This is a genomic window from Mesorhizobium sp. P2_F8 (genome assembly GCF_056403655.1).
Genome location: NZ_JBFUFB010000010.1, coordinates 1 through 23,354, shown reverse-complemented (window position 1 = coordinate 23,354; position 23,354 = coordinate 1). Strand labels below are relative to the sequence as shown.

25 protein-coding genes are annotated in these 23,354 nt (G+C 62.0%); 7 read left to right on the top strand and 18 right to left on the bottom strand.

Going from position 1 to position 23,354, the window contains the following annotated elements; all coding sequences use genetic code 11:
- Positions 1–60 precede the first annotated feature (60 nt).
- The 3 genes from AC1DZP_RS23660 to AC1DZP_RS23650 all read right to left on the bottom strand — a co-directional run bounded on the left by AC1DZP_RS23660 (position 61) and on the right by AC1DZP_RS23650 (position 2,645).
- Positions 61–579: a PaaI family thioesterase gene (locus tag AC1DZP_RS23660; protein WP_477305739.1), complete on the bottom strand. Its 519-nt coding sequence runs from the start codon at positions 577–579 to the stop codon at positions 61–63.
- Positions 576–1,337: a DNA repair protein RecO gene (gene recO / locus AC1DZP_RS23655; protein ID WP_477305737.1), complete on the bottom strand. Its 762-nt coding sequence runs from the start codon at positions 1,335–1,337 to the stop codon at positions 576–578. Before recO ends, AC1DZP_RS23660 begins: the two co-directional genes overlap by 4 nt.
- 138 nt (positions 1,338–1,475) lie before the next feature.
- On the bottom strand, positions 1,476–2,645 hold the full coding sequence (locus AC1DZP_RS23650) for a porin (RefSeq protein ID WP_095086569.1): 1,170 nt from the start codon (positions 2,643–2,645) through the stop codon (positions 1,476–1,478).
- Between the two features lie 231 nt (positions 2,646–2,876).
- Between AC1DZP_RS23650 and AC1DZP_RS23645 the strand changes: the two genes are divergently transcribed.
- Positions 2,877–3,152 (top strand): hypothetical protein, encoded by a 276-nt coding sequence (locus tag AC1DZP_RS23645; protein ID WP_477305735.1) that lies wholly within the window; start codon positions 2,877–2,879, stop codon positions 3,150–3,152.
- 295 nt (positions 3,153–3,447) lie between these two features.
- Positions 3,448–4,341 (top strand): CPBP family intramembrane glutamic endopeptidase, encoded by an 894-nt coding sequence (locus tag AC1DZP_RS23640; RefSeq protein ID WP_477305733.1) that lies wholly within the window; start codon positions 3,448–3,450, stop codon positions 4,339–4,341.
- Positions 4,342–4,406: 65 nt separating this feature from the next.
- Here the strand turns inward: AC1DZP_RS23640 and era are convergent, their stop codons facing one another.
- From era to rpoZ, 9 genes are all read right to left on the bottom strand, one after another.
- Entirely contained in the window at positions 4,407–5,339 is a 933-nt protein-coding gene (gene era / locus AC1DZP_RS23635; RefSeq protein ID WP_379026024.1) for a GTPase Era, read from the bottom strand.
- A gap of 170 nt (positions 5,340–5,509) precedes the next feature.
- The gene (rnc, locus tag AC1DZP_RS23630; protein WP_457154092.1) at positions 5,510–6,256 is read right to left on the bottom strand and encodes a ribonuclease III; all 747 of its coding nucleotides are present in this window, start codon (positions 6,254–6,256) and stop codon (positions 5,510–5,512) included.
- On the bottom strand, positions 6,256–7,005 hold the full coding sequence (gene lepB / locus AC1DZP_RS23625; protein WP_477226243.1) for a signal peptidase I: 750 nt from the start codon (positions 7,003–7,005) through the stop codon (positions 6,256–6,258). Before lepB ends, rnc begins: the two co-directional genes overlap by 1 nt.
- A gap of 77 nt (positions 7,006–7,082) precedes the next feature.
- Entirely contained in the window at positions 7,083–7,496 is a 414-nt protein-coding gene (gene acpS / locus AC1DZP_RS23620) for a holo-ACP synthase (protein WP_477305731.1), read from the bottom strand.
- Positions 7,493–8,092 carry a DUF2062 domain-containing protein gene (locus AC1DZP_RS23615; RefSeq protein ID WP_095086584.1) on the bottom strand — a complete coding sequence of 200 codons (600 nt, stop codon included), beginning with the start codon at positions 8,090–8,092 and terminating at the stop codon, positions 7,493–7,495. The genes acpS and AC1DZP_RS23615 overlap by 4 nt, the downstream gene beginning before the upstream one ends.
- A 252-nt stretch (positions 8,093–8,344) precedes the next feature.
- On the bottom strand, positions 8,345–8,746 hold the full coding sequence (locus tag AC1DZP_RS23610; RefSeq protein ID WP_477305729.1) for a VOC family protein: 402 nt from the start codon (positions 8,744–8,746) through the stop codon (positions 8,345–8,347).
- 46 nt (positions 8,747–8,792) lie between these two features.
- Positions 8,793–9,371 carry an orotate phosphoribosyltransferase gene (gene pyrE / locus AC1DZP_RS23605; protein WP_095086590.1) on the bottom strand — a complete coding sequence of 193 codons (579 nt, stop codon included), beginning with the start codon at positions 9,369–9,371 and terminating at the stop codon, positions 8,793–8,795.
- 66 nt (positions 9,372–9,437) lie between these two features.
- Entirely contained in the window at positions 9,438–11,666 is a 2,229-nt protein-coding gene (locus AC1DZP_RS23600) for a RelA/SpoT family protein (RefSeq protein WP_477305727.1), read from the bottom strand.
- A 131-nt stretch (positions 11,667–11,797) separates the two neighbouring features.
- Positions 11,798–12,199: a DNA-directed RNA polymerase subunit omega gene (gene rpoZ, locus AC1DZP_RS23595; RefSeq protein ID WP_095086596.1), complete on the bottom strand. Its 402-nt coding sequence runs from the start codon at positions 12,197–12,199 to the stop codon at positions 11,798–11,800.
- Between the two features lie 326 nt (positions 12,200–12,525).
- On the opposite strand from rpoZ, the gene AC1DZP_RS23590 reads away from it, so the two are divergent.
- A complete protein-coding gene (locus tag AC1DZP_RS23590) occupies positions 12,526–13,107 on the top strand; it encodes a LabA-like NYN domain-containing protein (protein WP_095086599.1) in 582 nt (193 codons plus the stop codon).
- Between the two features lie 11 nt (positions 13,108–13,118).
- A complete protein-coding gene (locus AC1DZP_RS23585; protein WP_477305725.1) occupies positions 13,119–13,775 on the top strand; it encodes a uracil-DNA glycosylase in 657 nt (218 codons plus the stop codon).
- 9 nt (positions 13,776–13,784) lie between these two features.
- Here AC1DZP_RS23585 and AC1DZP_RS23580 read toward each other — a convergent pair whose 3' ends face one another.
- A complete protein-coding gene (locus AC1DZP_RS23580) occupies positions 13,785–14,798 on the bottom strand; it encodes a zinc-binding alcohol dehydrogenase family protein (protein ID WP_477226239.1) in 1,014 nt (337 codons plus the stop codon).
- Positions 14,799–14,908: 110 nt separating this feature from the next.
- Here AC1DZP_RS23580 and AC1DZP_RS23575 point away from each other — a divergent pair, with 110 nt between their 5' ends.
- Positions 14,909–15,271 (top strand): winged helix-turn-helix transcriptional regulator, encoded by a 363-nt coding sequence (locus AC1DZP_RS23575; RefSeq protein ID WP_167392168.1) that lies wholly within the window; start codon positions 14,909–14,911, stop codon positions 15,269–15,271.
- Between the two features lie 69 nt (positions 15,272–15,340).
- On the opposite strand, the gene AC1DZP_RS23570 is transcribed toward AC1DZP_RS23575, so the two are convergent.
- The 3 genes from AC1DZP_RS23570 to dapA are packed head-to-tail and all read right to left on the bottom strand — an operon-like array spanning position 15,341 to position 17,469.
- Complete coding sequence (locus tag AC1DZP_RS23570) at positions 15,341–16,066, bottom strand: glycoside hydrolase family 25 protein (protein ID WP_477305723.1); 726 nt, start codon at positions 16,064–16,066, stop codon at positions 15,341–15,343.
- 16 nt (positions 16,067–16,082) lie between these two features.
- Positions 16,083–16,562 (bottom strand): SsrA-binding protein SmpB, encoded by a 480-nt coding sequence (smpB, locus tag AC1DZP_RS23565; RefSeq protein WP_013896388.1) that lies wholly within the window; start codon positions 16,560–16,562, stop codon positions 16,083–16,085.
- Positions 16,563–16,587: 25 nt separating this feature from the next.
- Positions 16,588–17,469, bottom strand: a complete 882-nt coding sequence (dapA, locus tag AC1DZP_RS23560) for a 4-hydroxy-tetrahydrodipicolinate synthase (protein WP_095086797.1) — start codon at positions 17,467–17,469, stop codon at positions 16,588–16,590.
- Positions 17,470–17,761: 292 nt separating this feature from the next.
- On the opposite strand from dapA, the gene AC1DZP_RS23555 reads away from it, so the two are divergent.
- Together AC1DZP_RS23555 and AC1DZP_RS23550 are read left to right on the top strand one after the other, a co-directional pair.
- Complete coding sequence (locus AC1DZP_RS23555; RefSeq protein ID WP_477305721.1) at positions 17,762–19,792, top strand: lytic transglycosylase domain-containing protein; 2,031 nt, start codon at positions 17,762–17,764, stop codon at positions 19,790–19,792.
- A 154-nt stretch (positions 19,793–19,946) separates the two neighbouring features.
- Positions 19,947–20,840 carry an alpha/beta fold hydrolase gene (locus AC1DZP_RS23550; RefSeq protein WP_477305719.1) on the top strand — a complete coding sequence of 298 codons (894 nt, stop codon included), beginning with the start codon at positions 19,947–19,949 and terminating at the stop codon, positions 20,838–20,840.
- 63 nt (positions 20,841–20,903) lie between these two features.
- On the opposite strand, the gene AC1DZP_RS23545 is transcribed toward AC1DZP_RS23550, so the two are convergent.
- Positions 20,904–21,986: a tyrosine-type recombinase/integrase gene (locus AC1DZP_RS23545; protein ID WP_477305717.1), complete on the bottom strand. Its 1,083-nt coding sequence runs from the start codon at positions 21,984–21,986 to the stop codon at positions 20,904–20,906.
- Positions 21,987–22,226: 240 nt separating this feature from the next.
- The coding region (locus tag AC1DZP_RS23540; RefSeq protein ID WP_477305715.1) for a porin at positions 22,227–23,354 on the bottom strand (1,128 nt) is incomplete at its 5' end.

The window sequence follows — 23,354 nt, the reverse complement described above, 5'->3', positions numbered from 1 at the left end:
AGTTTTCACTGACGTTCAGTCTCACTGACATTCAAATGCGGCGGCCAAACGGCCTGAAAGTCAACGCGCCGCCAGATTGGCCGCGGGAAAGATCGAGCATGTTTCGGTGCCAAAAGCCAGCAGCTTGCCGCCGGCATCCTTCAGCGTCGCTTCCGACACCGCCAGAGTACGCCCCTTGTGGACGACCTTGCCCTCGCAGATCACCTCGCCGGTCTTCGGTGTAATGGGCCGCGTCAAATTCACCTTGAACTCCGCGGTCGTATAGGCCTCACCCTTTTCGAGCAGCGTCTGCACGGCGCAACCCAATGCCGAATCGAGCAGCGTCGCCGCCCAGCCGCCATGCACGCTGCCCAGCGGGTTGAGGTGGCGCTCGTTGGGCACGCCACGGAACACCGCACGTCCTTCCGACACTTCGGTCAGCGCGAAGTTGAGCTGGAAGGAGATCGGCGGCGCCGGATACTTGCCGTCGATGATACGCTGCAGCAGGTCCAGGCCGGTGTATTCCAGGATGTCGGCATGCGGAATCGTGCCGAGGCCGAGCGGTGAGACCCAGCCCGGATACAATTCGACCTTGCTCATGCTGCGTTCTCTCCGGCTATGGTCTTGCTGCGCGCGTGGTGTTTGCGCAGTGCGGCAAGGAAGCCGGCGCGGGCGTCCGGCGGTTCGATGCCGCGCGGCTCATAGACGTGGCGGGTGAAGAAAAAGCCGGTCAGCCGGAAGGCGTCGTCGACCGCCGCCGGATCGCCACGCTGGCCTGAGCCGCGCTGCAGGAAGGCCGGCAGCGCCAGCATCTTGTCGCGCCATGGCAAGCCTGCTTCACGAGACACGGCGCGTCCGGATCTGGGTGAGACATAGGCAAGGTCCTGCCGCACGCCAGTGGCGGCGCATTGACTGAGATCGAGGCCAAAGCCGAGTTCGTCCAGCACCAGAAGCTCGAAGCGCGCCACCAGTTCGCCGGCAGCGTCGGCATCGTCCAGATGGACGATCATCACGGCAAGCGTTTCGTAGAGACCTTCATGAGCGTCGCGCTCGGGCAACAGGCGCAGATGCGCGGCCATGGTCTGCAGCCCATAGACTGCCACCGCGCTGTCCATCAGCCGGGCGGCGTTCATCTCGATCGCCTCGGCCTGGAACGTGCCGAGATGCTCGTCAAGCCGCGCCCGCCACAACAGGTCGACGCGATTGCCGGGTTGGAGGACGGGCTGCTGCTTGCGCGAGCGGCCGCCACGCACCAGGCCGAGATGACGGCCATGCGCGCGTGTCATCACCTCGAGAATGGCGCTGGTTTCGCCATGCTTGCGGGTGCCGAGAATGATTCCCTCGTCGCRCCATTCCATTTCCAGAGCTTTTCACCGGTTGGATGGCGAAATCAAGGTATGGAGTTTGGCTCAACTGACAGATCGGTACAGCACAGTGCACAAAAAACCGCCCGCAGCGATAACGCTGCCGGCGGTTGGGTGAGATCAATCGATCCGTTAGAACGAGCGCTGGAAGCGGAGAATGCCGCCGACGCTGCTCTTCTTGTTGGCCTTGGTCCAGTTGCTGAAGTCGGCGTCGTCGAACTTTCCAGCATTGAGGTAATCGACTTCGGCCGTGACCGTAAAGCCGGGCACAACAGTGTAGGCAACGTTGGCGGCGACGCCGAGGTTCTTCCAGTCGTCATAAGAGATCTGGGCGTTGAACGCGGTCTTGTCGTTGAACTTGTAGGTGCCACCGCCCCAGACTGCCCAGTTGCCGCCCCACTGCTTGTAGAAGCCGCGACCTTTGGCGTTGATAGCGTTGGTCGGATCGTTGAGGTTGTCGTCCGTGCCGTAACCGCCGATGATGAACAGCGACAGTTCCTTGGTGACATTCACGTCCAAACGAACCTTGCCGGCCACTTCCTCGTAGTTGCTGTCATAGGCGACCACGCCAGTGATCGCACCCCAGTCGCTCTTGTACTTCAAGCCGCCCACGACATGCGGAACATAGCTGTCGATAGTGCCGCCCTTGCCGGCGCCTTCTTCGAGAGAGACCAATCCCGTGAGGCCGTTGCCTGCGTCGAAGTAATACTGAACGACGTTGCTCTCCTGCCCGCCATACGGAACCAGCGTATCCTGGATGACGTTGCCGGCATAGCCGATGAACGTATCGAAAGCCGTATCGTCCTTGCCGACGCGCAGGCCGCCGAGCTGAATCCAGGCGAAACGCAGCGAGGTAGACTTGTTGCGGCCTTGCCAGTCGTCCGCATTGGAGGCGGCCTGGTTGAGATAGTCGCCGCTGCTGTTGCCGTAGTTGAAGCGGGTCTCGGTGTAGGTCTTGAGGGTACCGAGCTCGGTCTCCTGACCGGTCCAAGTCTTCAGCGTGAAGCGGGTGTTCTTGTAGTAGGTCGAGTGCGTGTCGCCGGCGCTCTGATGGTCCGGAACGTGGTTGACGCCATCGAACGTGCCGGCATCGCCGACGCCGATGTCATAACGGACATAGCCGCCGATGCGCAGGCAGGTTTCGGTGCCCGGGATGTAGAAGTAGCCGGCGCCGTAGACGTCGCAGATCTTGACGTATTCGGCCGGTTCCGGTTCGGCGACGACGACAGCGTCAGCCGCGCGCGCGCCACTGACCGCGATCAGTGCCGCGGCTGAGCCGAGAAGGAGGCTCTTGATGTTCATTTTCTGACTCTCCAGTCATAATTTTAAATGGCTTCGGATTTGTGGCTGGCGGCAATGTTTTCCCGCCTCACCCCCACAACGAAAAAGGCGCGCACCGCTCGCCCTTTTCCGCGGCGAACATACCCATCGACCTTCTGCCTTCAATGACGATTCTGGAAATAATCCCCTTTCCATCAACAGATAAATGCTGTGTTGCACAAATAACACTTACCGAATTTCCAGTTAGCACAATTGGCACAACGTCATATATTCAATATACTTTCAGATAATTTCGCGGCTAATTATCTATTCGAGACATCAATTTTCTACAATTGCCGCCTGTGTGCGAAATATGCGCCTGTTTTCGGCGAAAAGCTGGCTGGATATTTCTTCACCCACCGACCATCCGATGGCATCCGTCCGCCACTTGCGCTCTGGCGCTGCGCCGAAATGCAGGGCGACGCCTGCCCGGCCAGTTTTGCTTTTGCCGAGGCGATCGAACCCGCCGGAGCGCTGTCGCGTCGCTGATTGTGACGGCAGCCAACCGATCAAGACGATTCTGTGTGAGTTGGTCGCGCGCCAATGATGCGGATCGTCCTGTAGCGACAAGACAGCGGAGCGATGTCTGTCCGGCGGAAATATCGGAAATCTTTCAGAAACCGCTCGGGATTTTTGGCCGCGTTGGTGCCAATAGACCCGGGTTGGCCGATGCGGTCGGCACGGCCTGCCGAACAATTCGGCTGGCTCGTCTCCAGATGCATGTCGACCGATCGGGCAGCCCGGCGACCTCTCGTGACCAATCTGCCCGCCGAGAGGACCCGACATGACTTCCGTCCCGAACCTGGTGCGAAGGCACCAGCTGACCGCCTTCTTTTCGCTCGCGCTTGGCCTGACCTGGCTGGCGTTCATCCCATTCTGGCTGTCGAATGGCGACAGCATTCCCTGGTTCACCTTCGGTCCTATGGCCGCCGGCTTCATCGTCGCGGCCCTGTCCGGCGGCTGGGGTTCGGTCAAGGCAATCCTCGCCTCGATGGTGAAATGGCGGGTTCACCCGTTGTGGTACCTGGTGGCATTCGGCCTGCCCTTCGGAACACAATTGATCTCGATCCTGATCAATCCGCTGTTTGGCTCGGCAGCACCGGCCTGGAGCAATATTCCGGCCCTCTCCGAGATGCTGCCGATCATAGCGCTGTACGCAGTCTTCAGCGGCCCGCTCGGGGAAGAGCCTGGCTGGCGCGGCTTTGCGACGCCACGCCTGCTCGCCAGCCATTCAGCACTGACCGGCAGCCTGATCCTCGGCGTGATCTGGGCGATCTGGCACTTCCCGCTCGGCCTGGTCGGCGACCTCAGCCTCTACAGCACGATCAATGTCGTGCTGGCTGGAATTGTGTTCACCTGGCTCTATCAAAACACCGGCAGCGTGCTGCTCGCCTTCATCATGCACGTGACGCACCAAAACAGCGTGCGCTTCCTCGGCAAGGTCTTCACCGGCGGCGACTATGTGCAGCAGCAGTGGATCGGCGTGGCCATCTGGGCGATCATCGCCGTCGCCATCGTCGCCTACTACGGCACCGAGAGCTTCGTTCGCCGGCCAAGGACGCAGCTTGCCGCGGCTGGCGCTGTCTCGGCGCGCAATGAGCGCGGTGTCCGAACCCGGCACCGCGCCATTTGTCGGCGGCGCGGATGCGTACTGCCGGCGCCCTGGGAGCAGCGGTAGCTCCGTCAACAGGGCGACATCAAGTCATCATTGCATGGACGGCAAGCACTTCATCGACCCCGGGATTAGCGCGGGAATTCGAGCCCCATCTCGCGATAGCGCTCGGGGTCGTCACCCCAGTTCTCGCGCACCTTGACGAACAGGAAGAGGTGCACCTTCTGTTCGAGGATGCCAGCGATCTCCATGCGAGCCGCCTGCCCGATGGCGCGGATGGTTTCGCCCTTGTGGCCGAGGACGATCTTCTTCTGGCTGTCGCGCTCGACATAGATGGTCTGGTCGATGCGCACCGAGCCGTCCGGCTTCTCTTCCCATTTCTCGGTCTCGATATGGGAGGAATAGGGCAGTTCCTGATGCAGCCGCAGATAAAGCTTTTCGCGGGTGATCTCGGCCGCTAGCTGGCGCATCGGCAGGTCCGAAATCTGATCTTCCGGATAATACCAGGGGCCGGCCGGCAGGGCTTCGGCGAGATAGTCGAGCAGGTCCTTGCAGCCGGAACCGGTCAGCGCCGAGACCATGAAGGTGCGCTTGAACGGCACTTTCTCGTTCGCTGCAGCCGACAGGGCCAGCAGCGCCTCATGCTTGACGCGATCGACCTTGTTGAGGATGAGCACCATCGGCTGGCGCACATCCTTCAGCCGCTCAAGGATGGCGTCGGCATCGCCCCTGATGCCGCGCTCGGCGTCGATCAAAAGCAGCACGATATCGGCATCCTTGGCGCCGCCCCAGGCGGTGGTCACCATTGCCGTGTCGAGCCGCCGCTTSGGYTTGAAGATACCGGGCGTGTCGACGAAGACGATCTGCGCATTGTCATGCGTGGCGATGCCGCGCACGATGGCCCGGGTCGTCTGCACCTTGTGGGTGACGATCGACACCTTGGCGCCGACCAGCTGGTTGACCAGTGTCGACTTGCCCGCATTTGGCGCGCCGATCAGCGCAACGAAACCGGAGTGCGTGGCGGCGACCTCCGTTGCCGGAGAGGTGTCTTCGGTGGCGGTCATGCCGCGCTCCCTTCATCAGAGCGGTTCATCGTTTCACGGAAACGCCGAACCGCTCTATCTCCTTGTTTTGACGCAATTCCCTGAGGGAGAGCGCTATACACTTTTCCCGGAATTGCTCCAGAGCGCGCGCGTCTACTTGGACGCACAAAGGACGCTCTAAAACTTTGACTCTACGCATCGTGCTTTCCAAAAATCGGCTCCGATTTTTGGCTCGATGCGCTGGCCCAGACGCCTTCACGCAAAAGAAATGCCGAAGCCGCCGCTTCTTCCGCTGCCCTGCGGGAGCCGCCGGTGCCGGTGGAAGGCGCAAAGCCGCTGACCTGCAAGGACACCGTGAAGACCGGCTGGTGGTCGGGCCCTTCGCGCTTTTCGATCACATATTCAGGGCGCGCATCGCTGGTCTTGGCAATCCATTCCTGCAAATCGGATTTCGGATTGAGCGGCTTTGCCACAACCGTGCGCGAGCGCGGCTCCCAGTAGCGCAGGACGAAGCGCCGCGCGGCGTCGATGCCACCGTCAACATAAACCGCCGCGATCAGGGCTTCGACCGCATCTGCCAGATAGTTTCCGCCCGAGCCACGCGACCGCGTCTTCAAGGCCGCGTCGGCCCGAACCATATCCTCGAGCTGCATTTCGATGCCGATCTCGGAGCATGTTTTCGCATCGACCAGTGCATTGAAACGTGGCGCAATTTCACCTTCCGGCGCGTCGGGAAACTTTTCGAAAAGCATATCGGCGACCACAAGCCCAAGCACTCGGTCGCCAAGGAATTCGAGACGCTGATTGTTGCTTGCCGCCTTGACCGCACTGGAGTGCGTCAATGCGGTCTCGAGCAAGCGGAGATCCTTGAAGACATGGCCGGTCTTGGCCTTCACCAAACCGGCCAGTGTTTCGCCTGTCGGGCGCTTCAAAGCCATCAATTGACGAAGTGGAACAGGCGCGAAGCGCGCATCAGCGTCGGCCATTTCCAGATTTCGAGCGGGCTCGCCTTGCCGGCGATCGAGAAGAAAACAAGATTGGCGCGGCCAACCAGATTTTCCGCCGGGACGAAGCCGACGGTGAAGCGGCTGTCCGAGGAATTGTCACGGTTGTCGCCCATCATGAAATAGTGGCCGGGCGGCACGGTCCATTCGCGGGTGTTGTCGCCGATCGAATTGGGCGAGATGTCCAGCGTGTCATAGCTGACGCCGTTGGGCAGCGTTTCCCGGTAGACGTCGATCGGCCGAGGCTCTTCGGTGATGTCGGGATTGTCGATCTGGCCGGTTTTCACACGCGGCACGCCGACGTCGTTGATGAACAGCTGGCCGTCCTTGACCTGGATCTTGTCGCCGGGCAGGCCGACCACGCGCTTGATGTAGTCGACGGACGGGTCAGGCGGGAACTTGAACACCACCACGTCGCCGCGCTTTGGCTCGGAACCCCAGATGCGGCCCGAAAAGATGTCGGGCCCGAAAGGCAACGAGTAACGGGAATAGCCGTAGGACCATTTGGTGACGAACAGATAATCGCCTTCCAGAAGCGTCGGGCGCATCGATCCCGATGGGATCGAAAAAGGCTGGAACAACAGCGTGCGGATGACTAGGGCGAGCAAAAGCGCCTGCACGATGACGCTGACGGTCTCGCCAAGGCCGCCGGATTTCTTCTCAGATTTATCAACCACGCTCATGTCGTCCTCGATTGTGCGTTGGATGGTATAGAGTCTCGGCGCGCGCTGGGCAACGTCGTGCCGGTCGTCAGATGCAATCAATGTGGCGCTTCTTCGACGGGCAACGCCTCGATGATCACAAAGGCTTGAGCGAGCGGGAAATCATCGGTGATGGTGAGGTGGATTGCCGCCCGATGGCCCTTAGGCAGGATTTTGTCCAGCCGCGCCTGTGCCCCTCCCGTCAGCGCCATGGTCGGCGCGCCGCTGGGCAGRTTGACGACACCCATGTCGCGCCAGAACACACCCTGCGCCAGACCCGTGCCCAGCGCCTTGGCGCAGGCTTCCTTGGCGGCGAAGCGCTTGGCGTAGGACGCAGCACGCGCGCGGCGGTTCTCGGAGCGGGCCTGCTCGASATCGGTGTAGATTCGCTGGATGAAGCGCTGGCCGTGACGCTCAAGCGACTTTTCGATGCGTCTGATATCGATCAGGTCACTGCCGATGCCGATGATCATCGTGCGGCGGAACCAATGCTTCCGCCGGGATGAGACGATTGCCCATGCCGGCTTGCGCGCTCGGCGAGGCGCTTGCGTCGCTGCTCGCGGAAAGCGTTCATGCCCCAGCGCGTGACGCCATAGAACAAGAGGCCGAACACCAGCCCGAGCGGGATCGCGCCGATCAGCATCGGCTCGAGCACGGGCTTCCACAATTGCGCGAAGGAAAGCTTGTGCAGCATCTCGCCCAGATGCGCCGGTGGGCCATGCGCAGGCAGGCGGTCATGCAGGATCAGCTTGCCGGTTTCCCAGGAGGCGCCCCACAGCAGCGGAAAGGTCAGCGGGTTGCCGAAGAAAACCGCTGCAAGGGCCGCCGCCACCAGATTGCCGGCGATCACCCAGCACAGGATGGCGGCAATAGCGAAATGAAAGCCCACGGGAAAAAACGAGGCGAAGACGCCGGCGGCGACACCGGCCGCCACGGCGTGCGGTGTGGCCTTCAGCCGCAGGATGCGCTTGGAGAAATACTGAAGCGAGCGCGAAAACGAGCGGCGCGGCCACAAATAGGTACGCACCCGCTCGAGAAGGCCATCAGGCTTGCGGCGTCGAAAAAGCACTCTGTACCCGTTTCACAGCTCCCGCGCCGGCACTTTCAGCCGGGCGCAACAGCACTATCTTGCGCTTGACGATCCCCCGATGGCAATCGCCACGTTGATATAGCGACGCGCTGGCAGGAGAACAACCAACGCCGCCTGCTTGGCGTGCGCTTGTTGCCGCCCTTGCGGGATGGCATTCCTCGCATCGAACATTGGACAATCGCGGCGAATTTAAGGAACCGGCATTTGTCGCATGGCCGAAAGGCGCGGCGGCTACCGCAAATATTCGCTGACCTCGACCAGATTGCCGTCCGGGTCGCGGAAATAGACCGACATCATCGGACCACGAGCCCCGACGCGTTCGACCGGTCCGAGTTCCACCACCACGCCATTGGCCGCGAGACGGGTGCTGACTTCGCCCAGCGGCCGGTCGGTGATCAGACAGAAGTCGCCCGAGCCGGGCGTCGGCGCCTTCGCTTTCGGCTCGAAGGTGCGGCCCACCTCGTGCACATTGATCTTCTGGGTGCCGAAAGCCAGCGCTGTCGGCCGGCCGGGCGCATCGATGCGTTCAAAACCCAGCACGCGCTGATAAAAGGCGCAGGTCACGTCCAGCGAAGCGACCGTCAGCACGAAATGATCGATGCCTGCGATCATCGCCAATTTGTTTTCATGCATGTCGTTAACCCAAAACCGCTGCACACTTTTGGGCGACACGCATGGGTCAAATATTGCGGCTGCCGGGCTTGACCGCCGGTATGGCGGCCAGCTCCGGCGGCAGCCGGTCGGCCGGATAAGCCGGAACCTCATATTCGGCGAGCGCGATCAACGGCACGCCGACATGGGTCTTGCCGGCCGAACGGTCGATGATGCAGGCGGCGGCAACCACCTCGGCGCCAAGCTCGCGCAGGCACTCGATGGTTTCGCGGATCGACAGGCCGGTGGTGACGATATCCTCGACGATGACGACGCGCGCACCGCTGGCGATCTCGAAGCGGCGCAGGCGAAACTCGCCTCCTTCCCGCTCGACCCAGATCGCCGGCACGCCGAGATGACGCGAGGTCTCGTAGGCAGGGATCAACCCGCCGATCGCCGGACCGACGACGTAGTCGATCTTGCCCGGCACGCCAGCGCGGATCTTTTCGGCCAGCGCCTTGCACAGCCGCTCGGTCTTGTCGGCATGCATGAACACGCGTGCCTTCTGCAGGAAGACCGGGCTTCTCAGGCCCGAGGTCAAAATGAAATGCCCTTCGAGAACAGCACCCGCTTCGCGGAAAATCCCCAGCACTTCATCGGTGTTCATTTCTGCCTCATCTTGATTGACCACGATCTTGTCCGAAAACCGGTCGCCACTTTTCGGGATCATGGTCTAGCCGTTGACGCGCCTTGCGTCGCTGACGCTCGAATTGTCCTTGAGCTGCGACAGCAGCCGGTTGAGGTGCTTCAGATCCCAAACTTCGAGATCGATCAACATTTCCGTGAAATCGGGCGCAGTGCGCACCATCGACAGCGTGTGGATGTTGGCGTCGTTCGACGCAACGACCTGGGCGATATCGGCGAGCGAACCCGGCGCGTTGATGGCGGTGACCGAGACGCGCGCCGGAAACCGTTCCTTGGTGCGCTCGTCAATGTCCCAGCGCACGTCGATCCAGCGCTCGGGCTGGTCGTCGAAGGCCTGCAGCGCCGGCGACTGGATCGGATAGATGGTGATGCCGGTGCCGGGCTGGACGATGCCGACGATGCGGTCGCCAGGCACCGCCCCTTCCGGCGCAAAGCGCACCGGCAGGTCGCCACGCACACCGCGGATCGGCACGGCGCCATCGCGCGGCTGGTCCTTGTCCTTGCGCGCCGCGCGGCCCGGAATCTGGAACAGCATGCCGGCGGCGTTGCGGATTTTCGACCAGCCCTCCTCGCGCTGCTTGGGCGCGGCGGTGGTGACACGCTCGTCCTTGTAGTCGGGGAATACCGCCTTCATGACATCGGTGGAGGCGAGCTCGCCACGGCCGACCGAGGCCAGCACGTCCTCGATATCCTTGCGCGCCAGCCGGTGCAGCACCTGCTTCAGGCTCTCCTTGGTGAAGGTCTTGCCGGCGCGCTCGAAGGCGCGTTCCAGGATGCGAATGCCGAGACCCGAATACTGCTTGCGGATGGCATTCTTGGTGGCGCGGCGGATGGCCGAGCGCGCCTTGCCGGTGACGACGACCGATTCCCAGGCCGCCGGCGGCACCTGCGCCTTGGAGCGGATGATCTCGACCTCGTCGCCGTTCTTCAGTTCCGTCATCAGCGRCATGATGCGGCCGTTGACCTTGGCGCCGACGCAGGTGTCGCCGACATCGGTGTGCACGGCATAGGCGAAATCGATGGGCGTAGCACCTCGCGGCAGTGCAATCAGCATGCCTTTCGGCGTGAAGCAGAACACCTGGTCCTGGAACAGTTCCAATTTGGTGTTTTCGAGAAAATCTTCCGGATTGTCACCCTCGGCAAGCTGCTCGATGGTGCGCCGCAGCCAGGCATAGGCGTTGGTCTCCTTCGAGATCGCATGGGCGGCGCCGTTGGTCTTGCCGCCAGTGTCCTTGTAGATCGAATGCGCTGCGACGCCGTATTCAGCGATCTTGTTCATCTCGCGGGTCCGGATCTGCAGCTCGACGCGCTGGCGCGACGGCCCGACGATGGTGGTGTGGATCGACCTGTAGTCGTTCTGCTTCGGCGTCGAGATGTAATCCTTGAAGCGGCCGGGCACCATCGACCAGGCGGTGTGGATGGCTCCGAGCGCGCGATAACAATCCTCCACCGTATCGACGACGACTCGGAAGCCGAAGATGTCGGACAGCTGCTCGAAGGACAGCGCCTTGGCCTCCATCTTGCGGAACACCGACCACGGCTTCTTCTGACGGCTTTTCACGCTGGCCTTGATCGCATGCTTTTCGAACAGCGCGGACAGCGCCTTCTCGATCTCGGACAGCACATCCTTGTTGCGCTCGAATATCTCGGCGAGCCGGGCAGTGACCGCGCGATAGGCTTCCGGATTGATGTAGCGGAAGGCGATCTCCTCCAGCTCCTCGCGCATGCCTTGCATGCCCATGCGCCCGGCCAGCGGCGCATAGATGTCCATCGTCTCCTCGGCGATGCGCAGGCGCTTGGCCTCCGGCATATGGTCGAGGGTGCGCATGTTGTGCAAACGGTCGGCGAGCTTGACCAGAAGGACGCGGACATCCTCCGAAATCGCCAGCAGAAGCTTACGCAGGTTTTCCGCCTGCTCGGCCTTCTTCGACACGAGGTCGAGCTTCTTGAGCTTGGTCAGTCCCTCGACCAGCTTGCCCATTTCGGGCCCGAACAGCTCATCGATTTCGGCCCGGGTCGCCGTGGTGTCCTCGATGGTGTCGTGCAGCAGGGCGACCGCGATCGTCGCCTCGTCCATGTGCATTTCGGTGAGGATGGCGGCGACTTCGAGCGGATGCGAGAAATAAGGATCGCCGGAAGCGCGCTTCTGGTGGCCATGCTTCTGCATGGCATAGACATAGGCCTTGTTGAGCAACGCCTCGTTGACGTCAGGCTTGTAGCGCTGGACGCGCTCGACAAGCTCATACTGACGCATCATGGGCGGGATCTCGCAGCGGTGAAATGAATCATGCGCCGCACTGCTGTACGGCGCATGTCATAGATAGCCACGAAACTGCCGATACGGAAGTGCGGAAGATTGTTCCAGCGACCTCCAGAACGGAGGCTCGCTTAGTAGTCGTCGCTCTTTTCCGGGGGCACCAGGCCCTCGATGCCGGCCAGGAGATCTTCCTCGGTCATCCGGTCGAAGGTGATGTTCTCCTCGGCGTCGTCGGCATCGGTGGCCGCGACTGCGGCGCCGGTCTGGTCGGCAATCGCCTCGCCATCGGCTTCGGGCTCGTCGACCTCGACATGCTTCTGCAGCGAGTGGATCAGGTCTTCCTTGAGGTCGTCGGGCGACAATGTCTCGTCGGCGATCTCGCGCAGCGCCACGACCGGGTTCTTGTCGTTGTCACGCGGCACGGTGATCGGCGCGCCCTGGCTGATCTGGCGGGCACGGTGGCCGGCAAGGAGCACCAGCTCGAAGCGGTTGTCGACCTTGTCGATGCAATCTTCAACGGTTACGCGGGCCATGGACTGCCCCTTTCATGCGATGGATTTGATGGAAATCAGGCGCGGTCCTTAACCCGAACGCCGCCAAAACACAAGCATCATGGCAATGGCGGGGTCGCAGGGCCGCCAATCCCTTCATTTAAACACCCGATCGGCCAAATCAGGCTGCATCCATCGGTTCGGCGCCCGATCACAATTGCTTGCAGTGCGCCAACACGCCCTTGGATTGCCGTGAAACTGGCGTTATCTCGGATAGCGCGAAGGTCAGCCGGTTTATTATGAGCCTGACCGATAGTCGCTATCGCATTTCGTTAGACGGCCGATTATTTCGAAAAGGACTATTTTCCATGTTCGACCCTCGTGAAAAAATCGCCCTATTCATCGACGGCGCCAATCTCTACGCGACGTCGCGCGCGCTCGGCTTCGACATCGACTACCGCAAGCTCCTGTCGAGCTTCCAGAAGCGCGGCTATCTGCTGCGCGCTTACTACTACACCGCGCTGGTCGAGGATCAGGAATACTCCTCGATCCGTCCGCTGATCGACTGGCTCGATTACAACGGCTTCAAGGTGGTCACCAAGCCGGCCAAGGAATTCACCGACTCGACCGGCCGCCGCAAGATCAAGGGCAATATGGACATCGAACTCACGGTCGATGCGCTGGAACTCGCCGATGTCGTCGACCATTACGTCATCTTTTCCGGCGACGGCGATTTCCGCACGCTGGTCGAGGCGCTGCAGCGGCGTGGCCGCAAGGTGTCGATCGTCTCGACCATGGCCTCTCAGCCGCCGATGATTAGCGACGACCTGCGCCGCCAGGCCGACCATTTCATTGACCTGACAACGTTGAAGAACGAGGTCGGTCGCGATCCGTCCGAGCGGCCGATGCGCCGGCCCGAGCCGGCCGAAGTCGACGAGGACGACTACTGAGGCCGGTCGCGTTGACCGCCCTTTCCATCTCCGAACCCGGCCGCGACTGCCTGCTCTGTCCGCGGCTGCATGATTTCATCGGCGAATGGCGGCAACGTGAGCCATCCTGGTTCAACGCGCCGGTGCCGACTTTTTTGCCACCCGATGGCGACGACGCCGTCCGGCTTCTGATCGTCGGGCTGGCGCCCGGCCTGCGCGGCGCCAACCGCACCGGACGGCCCTTCACCGGCGACTATGCCGGTGACCTGCTGTACTCGACGTTGATTTCGCACGGTTTTGCGCGCGGTGAGTTCAAGGCGCGGCCGGATGACGGACTGGAGCTGGTCGGCACGGCGATCACCAATGCGGTGCGCTGCGTGCCGCCGGAGAACAAGCCGGTGGGCGCCGAGATTGCCACGTGCCGGACGTTCCTGGTGCCGACGATCGCCCGGTTTCCCAACCTGCGCGCCGTGCTGGCGCTGGGGTCGATCGCGCACCAGTCGACGGTGCGCGCGCTGGGTGGGCGCGTCGTCGCCTATCCGTTCAGGCATGGCGGGCAGCTGCCGGCCGGGGGCATCACGCTGTTTTCGAGCTATCATTGCTCGCGCTACAACACCAACACAGGTGTGCTGACCGAGGCGATGTTCGTCAGCGTCTTCAGCGAGATCGCGGCCTTCCTGCAGAAATAGCGCCGCCCTTCAGAACCCCTCCAGCACGATCTTGCCCTTGGCCTTGCCGGTCTCGATCAGCGCGTGGGCGCGCTTCAGATTGGCGGCATTGATAGGACCGAAGGTCTCGCCCAGCGTCGTGCGGATGGTCCCGGCGTCGACAAGCCGGGCCAATTCGTTGAGGTGCTCGCCCTGAGCGGCCATGTCCTGCGTCTCGAACATCGAGCGGGTGAACATGAACTCCCAATGCACAGAGACGCTCTTGCGCTTGAACGAATTGATGTCGAGCGATTTGGGATCGTCGATCAGCCCGAAACGGCCTTGCGGCGCGATCAGTTCGGCGATCTCGGCCAGGTGCCGGTCGGTGTTGGTCGTCGAGAACACGAAGGCAGGTGCGCCGAGACCAAGGGCTGCGACTTCGGCGGCGAGCGGCCTGGAGTGATCGACGACGTGATGAGCGCCGAGCCCAAGCGCCCAGTCCCGCGTCTCGGGCCGCGATGCGGTGGCGATCACCGTCAGATCGGTCAGTTGGCGCGCCAGCTGCACCGCGATCGAGCCAACGCCGCCGGCGCCGCCAATGATCAGAATGGCCTTAGCCGCGCCAGCGACAGGTTTCCTGACATCGAGGCGGTCGAACAGAGCCTCCCAGGCGGTGACCGCCGTCAAGGGCAGCGCCGCCGCCTGCGCGTAGCCGAGCGAGCCGGGTTTGCGGCCGACAAGGCGCTCATCGACAATATGGAATTCGGCATTGGTGCCTTGTGGCGCCAGGGCGCCGGAATAGAAGACATCGTCGCCCGCCTTGAACAGGCTGGCGTCCCGACCGGCCGCAACGACCCGGCCGGCAGCGTCCCAGCCGAGCACACGCCATGCTCCGGCCTCGGGTCTGGCGCTTTGCCGCACCTTGGTGTCGACCGGGTTGACCGAGATTGCCTTCACCTCGACCAGCAGGTCACGACCTTTCGGCTCGGGCCTGGGCAAATCGATATCGACCAGGGAGGTCTCATCGCTGATGGGGGCTGGGATTTGATAGCCGACGGCGCGCATTTTGGTCTCCGCGATTGCTCTTGAGTGTTGTTCGGAGCAGAGATGCGGATTATGTGCCGGAAGCGCAAGAATGCACATATAAAGCACATAGTGTCGAAAAGGATACCGTCATGCCGCGCATTCGCCATGAGCGATTCGATTGCAGCCCCGGCTGCACGGTGGAGGGAACACTCCGCTACATCGACGGAAAGTGGAAAGGCGTCGTGCTCTATCATCTGTTCGAGGGCACGATGCGCTTCAACGAGATCCGCCGGCGCATTCCGAACTGCACACAGCGCATGCTGACCAACCAGCTCCGCGAACTGGAAGCCGATGGGCTGATTGCGCGCAAGATCTATCCTGAAGTGCCGCCGAAAGTGGAGTACAGCCTGACGCCGCGCGGCAGAAGCCTGGAACCGGTGATCACCGCGCTCAAAGTCTGGGGCGATGCCAATGTCACGCTGGCGCCGGAGGCTTCCCAGGCTGCGGCTTGAGACGACGAGCGAGGTCCCGGAATGGCGTCAGGGGATCACTTGGCTTGGGAAATCACTTGGCTTGGGAGATCACTTGGCTTGCGGAACGATCGATCCCGATGATGGCGCGGCCAACACGGCCGGACCACCCTGCAGCACATTCAGGTCGACATCGCCGTTGATGCCGTCGACGCGTCCCTTGTTGTGGTACTGCCAGTAGATCCAGTCGCCGCGATCCGGCTGCAGCAGCAACGAGCGAAGCCAGAGCGGCCGGGCGGGGATGCGCCCGGCATAGGCCTGCTCAGCCTCGTCGGTCAGATAGACAATCGCCGGCTTGCCGAACGCGGCCTCGACTGGAGCGAGGAACGCGGCAAGTTCTGCGTTCAGTTGCTCGGGTGTTGGCCGCTGCGGGCAATTGCCGCCGAACTCGATGTCGACGACCGGCGGCAGCAAGGGCTGGTCGTGCGGCACCACCGAGATGAAATTCTTCGCCTGGTCGGCGCCAGGCCGGCAGAAGGTGAAGAAATGATAGGCGCCGACAGCAAGTCCGGCCGCGCGGGCCTCACGCAGATTGGTGGAAAAGGCATCGTCGACATGATCACCACCTTCGGTCGCCTTGATGACGGCGAAGGCGACGTCGTCGGCCGCAACGCGGCGCCAGTCGATCTGGCCCTGGTGATGGGAGACGTCGATGCCTCGCACCGGATATTTGCCGCGGTCCGGCGAGAACGCCCTGAAATAAAGATAGCCGCCCGCAGCGATGAAACACACCAGGACCAGGCTGGCCAAACCCAAAAGGAGGATCCGGTTTTTCAAACGAATGCCTCCCAGCCTACCCCCGCTCTTTTAAGAGCCTGCCCTTCTCGCGCGACCAGTCGCGCTGCTTCTCGGTTTCTCGCTTGTCGTGCAGTTTCTTGCCGCGGCCAACGGCGAGCAACAGCTTGGCACGGCCCTGATCGTTGAAATAGATCTTCAGCGGCACCAGCGTCATGCCTTCGCGGTCGACGCTCTGTGCCAGCTTGGCCATCTCGCGCTTGTTGAGCAGGAGTTTGCGGCGGCGGCGCGGCTCGTGGTTGAAGCGGTTGGCCTGGAGATACTCCGGCAGGTATGAATTGATCAGCCAGATCTCGCCGCCTTCGACCGAGGCATAGCTGTCCTGGATGTTGGCCTGGCCCTGGCGCAGCGACTTGACCTCGGTGCCGGTCAGCACCAGGCCGGTCTCGATCGTGTCGAGCACCTCGTAGGAAAACCGCGCCTTGCGGTTTTCCGCAACGGTCTTGTTGTTGGGATCGGCTTTTCTGACTTGATTCATGATGTGGAGAGGTGGCGCCTCATCCCTAGTTTATCAAGCCGGCGTGCTTCATCGCCGCATCGATCCTGTCGGCGGTCGATTGTTCGACCGTCATCAGCGGCGAACGCAGCACGTTCTCGACCTTGCCCAGCTTCGACAGCGCATATTTTGCGCCGGAAACGCCGGGCTCGAGGAAGATCGCCTTGTGCAGCGGCAGCAGGCGGTCCTGCAAGTCCAGCGCCTTGGCGCTGTCGCCGGAAAGCGTTGCTTCCTGGAATTCGGCGCAGAGCCGCGGCGCGACATTCGACGTCACCGAAATACAGCCGACGCCGCCATGCGCGTTGAAGCCGAGCGCCGAAGCGTCCTCGCCCGAAAGCTGGATGAAATCCTTGCCGCACGTAGCGCGCTGCTCGGAAACCCGCTCGACCTTGCCGGTGGCATCCTTGACGCCGATGATGTTCTTGAAGTCGTGCACCAGCTGGCCCATCGTCTCCGGGCTCATGTCGATGACCGAGCGCGGCGGGATGTTGTAGATGATGATCGGCAGGCTGGTTGCCCTGGCGACGGCGGCGAAATGCGCGTAGAGGCCGCGTTGCGTCGGCTTGTTGTAATAGGGCGTGACAACGAGTGCGGCGTCGGCGCCGGCCTTCTCGGCATATTGCACCAGCCCGACCGCCTCCTCGGTGTTGTTGGAGCCGGCGCCGGCGACGACCGGGGCACGGCCCCTGGCCACCTCGATGCAGACCTTGACGACATGGCGGTGCTCGTCATGCGACAGCGTCGGCGACTCGCCAGTGGTGCCGACGGGGACCAGGCCCGTCGTGCCCTCGGCGATCTGCCAGTCGACGAACGCGCGAAAGGCTTTCTCGTCGAAACGCCCGCTCTTTTCGAACGGTGTCACGAGCGCAGTAAGCGAGCCTCTCAGCATGTCGTCCAACTCCTTGGCACTTCTTTGTTCATGCATGTCGATGTCCTAAAACCGGTACCCACTTTTAGGCGACATGCATCGGTGTTTCATCGTGCGCGCCTTCTAGCCGAAAGCGAAGCCGCGCACCATAGTCTCGACACTGTTGCGCGGCAAGCATTGCCATGGTGCCAGCAAGCGCAATTCGAACGACCGCGCTAACTCTTTGTTTACGGGCTCTTCACGACCTAAGTTTAGGCTTCGAAGCCTCTGCGCCTGCTGGTAGAATGCCAGGACAAGGAAAGACGAAAAGACCATGCCGACAAGTCGGCCTCACCTCTTCGCGCTGCTTGGCGCCACGCTCGCGCTGATGCCGGGCATGGCGATCGGCGGCAGCGTCGATGTGCAGGTCACCTCGACCATCCCGATGCCGGGCCTGCAGGCCGAGGCGCCACAGGACGCCTCGCCAAGCGTCGCCCTGTTGAAAAGCGGGCTGGATGCGCTGGCGGCTGGCGACATTCCCGGCACCCGCGCCGTGCGTGATGCCCTTCCCGGCCACACGCTCGACCAGCATATCCTTGCCTGGGCGATYGCGCTCTACGGCGGTGACAAGGTTCCGAGCGGCGATATTGCCGCCGCCGCGAAGATGCTGCCCACCTGGCCCGGCACCGTTGCCTTGCGCAAGAACAGCGAGCGCGCGCTCTATCGCGAAAACCCTGCCCCCGATACCGTCATTGCCGCGTTCGACGGCAGCCAGCCGCAGACATTCGAAGGCGTGATGGTTCTCGCCCGCGCCTATGTGGCGTCGGGCAATGCCAAGGCGGCGCGTTCGGTGCTGTCGCCGTTCTGGCGTACCGCGATCCTGGAGGCCAAGGACGAGGCGGCGCTGCTCAAGGAATTCGGCAGCCTGATTCCGGCCGCCGACCACCGTTTTCGCATGGAGCGCATGTTCTATGCCGATCGGGCGAATTCGGCGCAGCGCGTCGCCGGCCTCGCCGGTGCCCAGCAGCTTGCCGACGCCTGGGCGGCGGCGGACAGAGGCGACAAGAACGCGCCGAAACTGCTCAAGGCCGTGCCGGCGGCGCAGCGTTCGGCCGGCTACTTCTTCGCGCAGGCCGAATATCTGCGCAAAAAAGAGAATTTTGCCGACGCCGCGGCTGTCGTGATGCAGGCACCGACGGATCGCGAAGCTTTGGTCGATCCGGACGCCTGGTGGGTCGAGCGCCGGGTGTTGTCGCGCGAACTGGTCGACCAGGGCGACATGAAGACGGCCTACCAGATCGTCGCCACGCATGCCGCCGAAAGCGCCACCAATGCGGCGGAGGCCGAGTTCCATGCCGGTTGGTATGCGCTGCGTGGCCTGAACGATCCGAAAACCGCGGCAACGCATTTTGCGCGCATCGCCGACCTCGCCCAGGGACCGATGACGCTGTCGCGCGCCTACTACTGGCTCGGCCGTGCGGCGGAAGTCGGCGGCCCGGGTAGCGCCAAGGACTATTTTGCGCGCGCCGCTGCCTACGGCACGACATTTTACGGCCAGCTTGCCGCCGAACGCGTCGGCCGGCAGGCGCTCAACATTGCCTACCCGCAGCCCGATGCGGCCGACCGGCAGAATTTTGCCGGCCGTGAGGCCGTCAGCGCCATCAAGCGGCTGCAGGAGGCGGGCTACGACCGCTATGCCGAAACGCTCTATCGCGACCTTGCGGGGCAGTTGACCAGCCCAGGCGAACTGGCGCTGCTCGCCGTCTTGGCGGAAAAGCAAGGCAACCATTTCATGGCGCTGAAAGTCGGCAAGATCGCCGGCGCGCGCGGTATCGATGTCGGCGCGCTGTCGCATCCGCTCGGCGTCATTCCCGATTCGGCCAACATTTCCGGCTCGGGCAAGGCACTGGCCTATGCAATCGCCCGCCAGGAAAGCGAATTCAACATCGGCGCCGTGTCGAGCGCAGGCGCGCGCGGACTGCTGCAGCTGATGCCCGGCACCGCCAAGCAATTGGCGAAGAAGGCCGGTTTGCAATTCTCGCAGACACGGCTGACCACCGACGCCGGTTACAACGCGACGCTTGGTTCAGCCTTCCTCGGCGAGCAACTCGACCGCTTCAACGGCTCCTATGTTCTGACCTTCGCCGGCTACAATGCCGGTCCGAACCGGGCCAGCCAGTGGGTCGCGAAATACGGCGACCCACGCGGCAAGGACATCGACGCCGTCGTCGACTGGATCGAGCGGATTCCCTACACGGAAACAAGAAGTTACGTGCAGCGCGTGATGGAGAATTACGAGGTCTACAAGATGCGTATTTCGGGCAAATACGACATCGTTGGAGATCTGGTGAACGGGCGCGGCTGACGAAGCCGACCCCTCAAGAGGCGACTTCGCCGAAGCTGTCGATTCTGCCCCTGCGGATCAGCGGCTCTCTCCAACCCAATCTCAATTTGACCCCACCTTCCCTCGCCTATAGCAGTCGGAAGACAATCAGGCAGCCGGAAGGAATCGCGTCCAGATGTCGAGCAGTGAAGGTTTTTCCGACTTTTTCTACAGCGCACCGGATGGGCTAAGACTTCATGCGCGCGTCTATGGTGACGCGAATGCCGGTCCTTGGCCGGTCGTCTGCCTGCCCGGCCTGACCCGCAACGCCCGGGATTTTCATGAGCTTGCACTCCATCTTTCGGCCCGAGCTGAGGCTCCGCGCAAGGTCGTTGCCTTCGATTATCGCGGGCGTGGGCAGTCCGCCTACGATGCCGATGTCGGTCATTACAATGTCGGCGTCGAAGCCGGCGACATCCTTGCCGGGCTGGCGGCATTGGAAATAGAGGCGGCCGCCTTTATCGGAACATCACGCGGCGGGCTGATCATCCATGTGCTCGGCATGATGCAGCCGGCTATCCTGAAAGCCCTTGTTTTCAACGACATCGGGCCGGTGATCGAGGCGGCCGGTCTCGCCCATATCAAGTCCTATCTTGAACGGACACCGAACCCCAGAACCTTGGCCGAGGCCGTGGCCGCCCAACGCAGCGTTCATGGCCAGGACTTTTCCGCTCTCACCGACGTGGATTGGGAGCGGATGGTACGGGCGCTCTACCGCGAGACGGATCAGGGCCTGTTGCCAGATTTCGACCCGAAGCTGGTCGACACCGTTGCGGGTCTCGACCTGACGCAGCCTTTGCCTGCCCTATGGCCGCAATTCGACGCGTTGGCCGCGATCCCATTGCTCACCATACGCGGCGCCAATTCGAGATTGCTGTCGACAGACACGCTACGGCAGATGCAAGAGCATCATTCCATGATGAAGACAATCACTGTCGAGGGCCAGGGCCACGCCCCTTTTCTCGAAACCGGCGACTTGCCGGACGCCATCGCAGCTTTCCTTGATCGCGCCGAGCGACAGCGCATCTAAAGTAAACCCCAAGACCAAACAGGGTCCTGGGGTTGACACAACAGTATAAGCCAGCTCCCCAGCCTATTTGGCTTTTGAATTTTTCCGAGGCGCTTTCGGCGAGGGCGAGGCTGATTCGTCCCGCTGTTTCCGTCCTGTGGACGGGGACGAAGGGGTGGTCACAGGCGACGAAAACATGGAGCCTTCCCCACTGCTTGCCGGTTGCTCGCCGCGAGGTGTTTCCAGGACAACCACACAGCCATCGAGGTCATTGGTGGCCAGATGCGCATAACGCATGGTCATCGACAGCGTCTGGTGACCGAGCCACATCTGCACACGGCGGATGTCGATGCCACCCTGGACGAGACGCGAGGCGCAGGTGTGTCGCAAGATATGCGGCACCACCTGGTCATCGGCGCCAAGGCCGACTTCGGCTTTGGCATCGTTCCAGATGGCACGGAACTGTGCCTGACTGAGCTTGGTGAACGGGCCTTTGGGCCGTCGGCCTTCGGCAGCCGGCAGCTTGATGACCTCCTTGACCCGCTCGGTCATCGGAATGGTGCGGCTGCGACCGGATTTGGTGATCCAGAAACTGACGCGATGTTCCTGGATGTCGTTCCAGATCAGCCCAAGCGCCTCACCGAGACGGCACCCGGTATCGACCAAAAAAACTGAAAGCCTGTAGGCATCCTCGTTGCGGCTCCTGATGGCCGCGAATAGCCGTGCCTCTTCGTCCCTCTCGAGGAAACGAATCCGTCCCGCCCGCTCCTTCTGGCGGCGGAACTCGGGCAGGCTGTGGATATCTCCCATCTTATATGCCTTGCGCAGCAGTTTGCTAAGGGCAGCCATCTTTCGGTTGATGGTTGCGTTGCTGTTGCCGCGCTGGCGCAAGGTACCAATGAGGTTGTCCAGGGTACTCTGGTCAAAGGCGCTGAATCGCTCCCCAAGGAGAAGCTCATCTATCTCGCCGATGAAAGAGCTGACATTGTACTTATGCCGCCCATCATCCCATAATATGTCCCGGTATGCTAAAAAGAGCTCTCGAACCCTATACGACTTTACTTCTCTGATCTTGTTGTAACTGTATCGTATATTCGCATTTTGAGAAGAAAACATCGAAAAATGATCAGAAGGCTCACCCTCTTGAATCGCTTCGGTCGTCATCATTTGCCACACCCCCGAGTGGGATAGATCAGCCCTACCCGCTTGGAGGCGTCCTTTCAAGAGATTTGAATCACGCAGTTGTGATTTCATCCGCCCATCAGCGGATCCCACGAAATCACCCACGGACCCTATTCAGCTACCGTTACCCCCTGTTCCTTCTGTCTGCCTTGACCCAGTCACGAAACAAAAACAGCCCGGGCGTTTGTGCGCCCGGGCTGGATTTCACCTGTGTAGAACCAGCCCTTAGAACGAGCGCTGGAAGCGGAGGATACCGCCGACGCTGCTCTTCTTGTCGGCATGGGTCCAGTTGGAGAAGTCGGCGTCGTCGAACTTGCCTGCATTGAGGTAGTCGACTTCGGCCGTAACCGTGAAGCCGGGGACGATGTCGTAGGCGATGTTCGCGGCGACGCCGAGATTCTTCCAATCGTCATACGAGATCTGAGCGTTGAACGAGGTCTTCTCGTTAAACTTGTAGGTGCCACCGCCCCACACTGCCCAGTTGCCGCCCCACTGCTTGTACATGCCGCGACCGCCAGCCGGGAAAGCCAAGGTCCCGTCGCTGAGGTTGTCGTCGGTGCCGTAACCGGCCATGATCCACAGCGTGACAGCGTCAGACGCCTTCACGTCCAAGCGAACCTTGCCGGACACTTCTTCGTAGTTGCTGTCATAAGCGATGACGCCGGTGATAGCGCCCCAACCCTGCGTCCACTTCACGCCGCCGACGACATGCGGAACATAGCTGTCGATCGTGTAAGCGCCATAGCCTTCTTCGAGCGAGACCACGGCCGAGAAGCCGTTGCCAGCATCGAAGTAGTACTGGATGACGTTGGTGTCGAAGCCGCCGTAGGGAACCAGCGTATCCTGGATAACTTCGCCGGCATAACCGATGAAGGTGTTGTAAGCCGATTCGTCCTTACCGACGCGGAGACCACCGAGCTGGATCCAGGCGAAGTTCAGCGAAGCGCCCGAGTTGCCGGCTTCGTTGATGTAGGGGCTCGTGTCGGCGTTGGCATTGTTGAAGTTGAAGCGGGTCTCGGTGTAGGTCTTCAAGGTGCCGAGCTCGGTTTCCTGGCCGGTCCAGGTCTTCAGCGAGAGACGGGCCCGCTTGCGCCAGGTGTCGTTGCTCTCACCGGCATCCATGTGATCAGCGCTTCTTGCGCCATCGAACGAGCCGACGTCGCCGCCGCCGATGTCGTAACGGACATAGCCGCCGATGCGCAGGCAGGTTTCGGTGCCGGGGATGTAGAAGTAGCCAGCGCCGTAGACGTCGCAGATCTTGACGTATTCAGCGGGCTCCGGCTCGGCGACGACGACGGCGTCGGCGGCGCGCGCACCGGAAACTGCGAGCAGAGCCGCAGCGGAGCCGAGGAG

What these genes read in the sequence shown, in the direction of transcription:
- AC1DZP_RS23640 (WP_477305733.1), top strand. Translation starts at nt 3,448, where the DNA reads ATGACTTCCGTCCCGAACCTGGTGCGAAGGCACCAGCTGACCGCCTTC.
- dapA (WP_095086797.1), bottom strand. Translation starts at nt 17,469, where the DNA reads ATGCTGAGAGGCTCGCTTACTGCGCTCGTGACACCGTTCGAAAAGAGC.
- AC1DZP_RS23590 (WP_095086599.1), top strand. Translation starts at nt 12,526, where the DNA reads ATGTTCGACCCTCGTGAAAAAATCGCCCTATTCATCGACGGCGCCAAT.
- AC1DZP_RS23575 (WP_167392168.1), top strand. Translation starts at nt 14,909, where the DNA reads ATGCCGCGCATTCGCCATGAGCGATTCGATTGCAGCCCCGGCTGCACG.
- AC1DZP_RS23550 (WP_477305719.1), top strand. Translation starts at nt 19,947, where the DNA reads ATGTCGAGCAGTGAAGGTTTTTCCGACTTTTTCTACAGCGCACCGGAT.
- smpB (WP_013896388.1), bottom strand. Translation starts at nt 16,562, where the DNA reads ATGAATCAAGTCAGAAAAGCCGATCCCAACAACAAGACCGTTGCGGAA.
- lepB (WP_477226243.1), bottom strand. Translation starts at nt 7,005, where the DNA reads ATGAGCGTGGTTGATAAATCTGAGAAGAAATCCGGCGGCCTTGGCGAG.
- pyrE (WP_095086590.1), bottom strand. Translation starts at nt 9,371, where the DNA reads ATGAACACCGATGAAGTGCTGGGGATTTTCCGCGAAGCGGGTGCTGTT.
- AC1DZP_RS23580 (WP_477226239.1), bottom strand. Translation starts at nt 14,798, where the DNA reads ATGCGCGCCGTCGGCTATCAAATCCCAGCCCCCATCAGCGATGAGACC.
- rnc (WP_457154092.1), bottom strand. Translation starts at nt 6,256, where the DNA reads ATGGCTTTGAAGCGCCCGACAGGCGAAACACTGGCCGGTTTGGTGAAG.
- AC1DZP_RS23545 (WP_477305717.1), bottom strand. Translation starts at nt 21,986, where the DNA reads ATGATGACGACCGAAGCGATTCAAGAGGGTGAGCCTTCTGATCATTTT.
- AC1DZP_RS23660 (WP_477305739.1), bottom strand. Translation starts at nt 579, where the DNA reads ATGAGCAAGGTCGAATTGTATCCGGGCTGGGTCTCACCGCTCGGCCTC.
- AC1DZP_RS23650 (WP_095086569.1), bottom strand. Translation starts at nt 2,645, where the DNA reads ATGAACATCAAGAGCCTCCTTCTCGGCTCAGCCGCGGCACTGATCGCG.
- rpoZ (WP_095086596.1), bottom strand. Translation starts at nt 12,199, where the DNA reads ATGGCCCGCGTAACCGTTGAAGATTGCATCGACAAGGTCGACAACCGC.
- AC1DZP_RS23610 (WP_477305729.1), bottom strand. Translation starts at nt 8,746, where the DNA reads ATGCATGAAAACAAATTGGCGATGATCGCAGGCATCGATCATTTCGTG.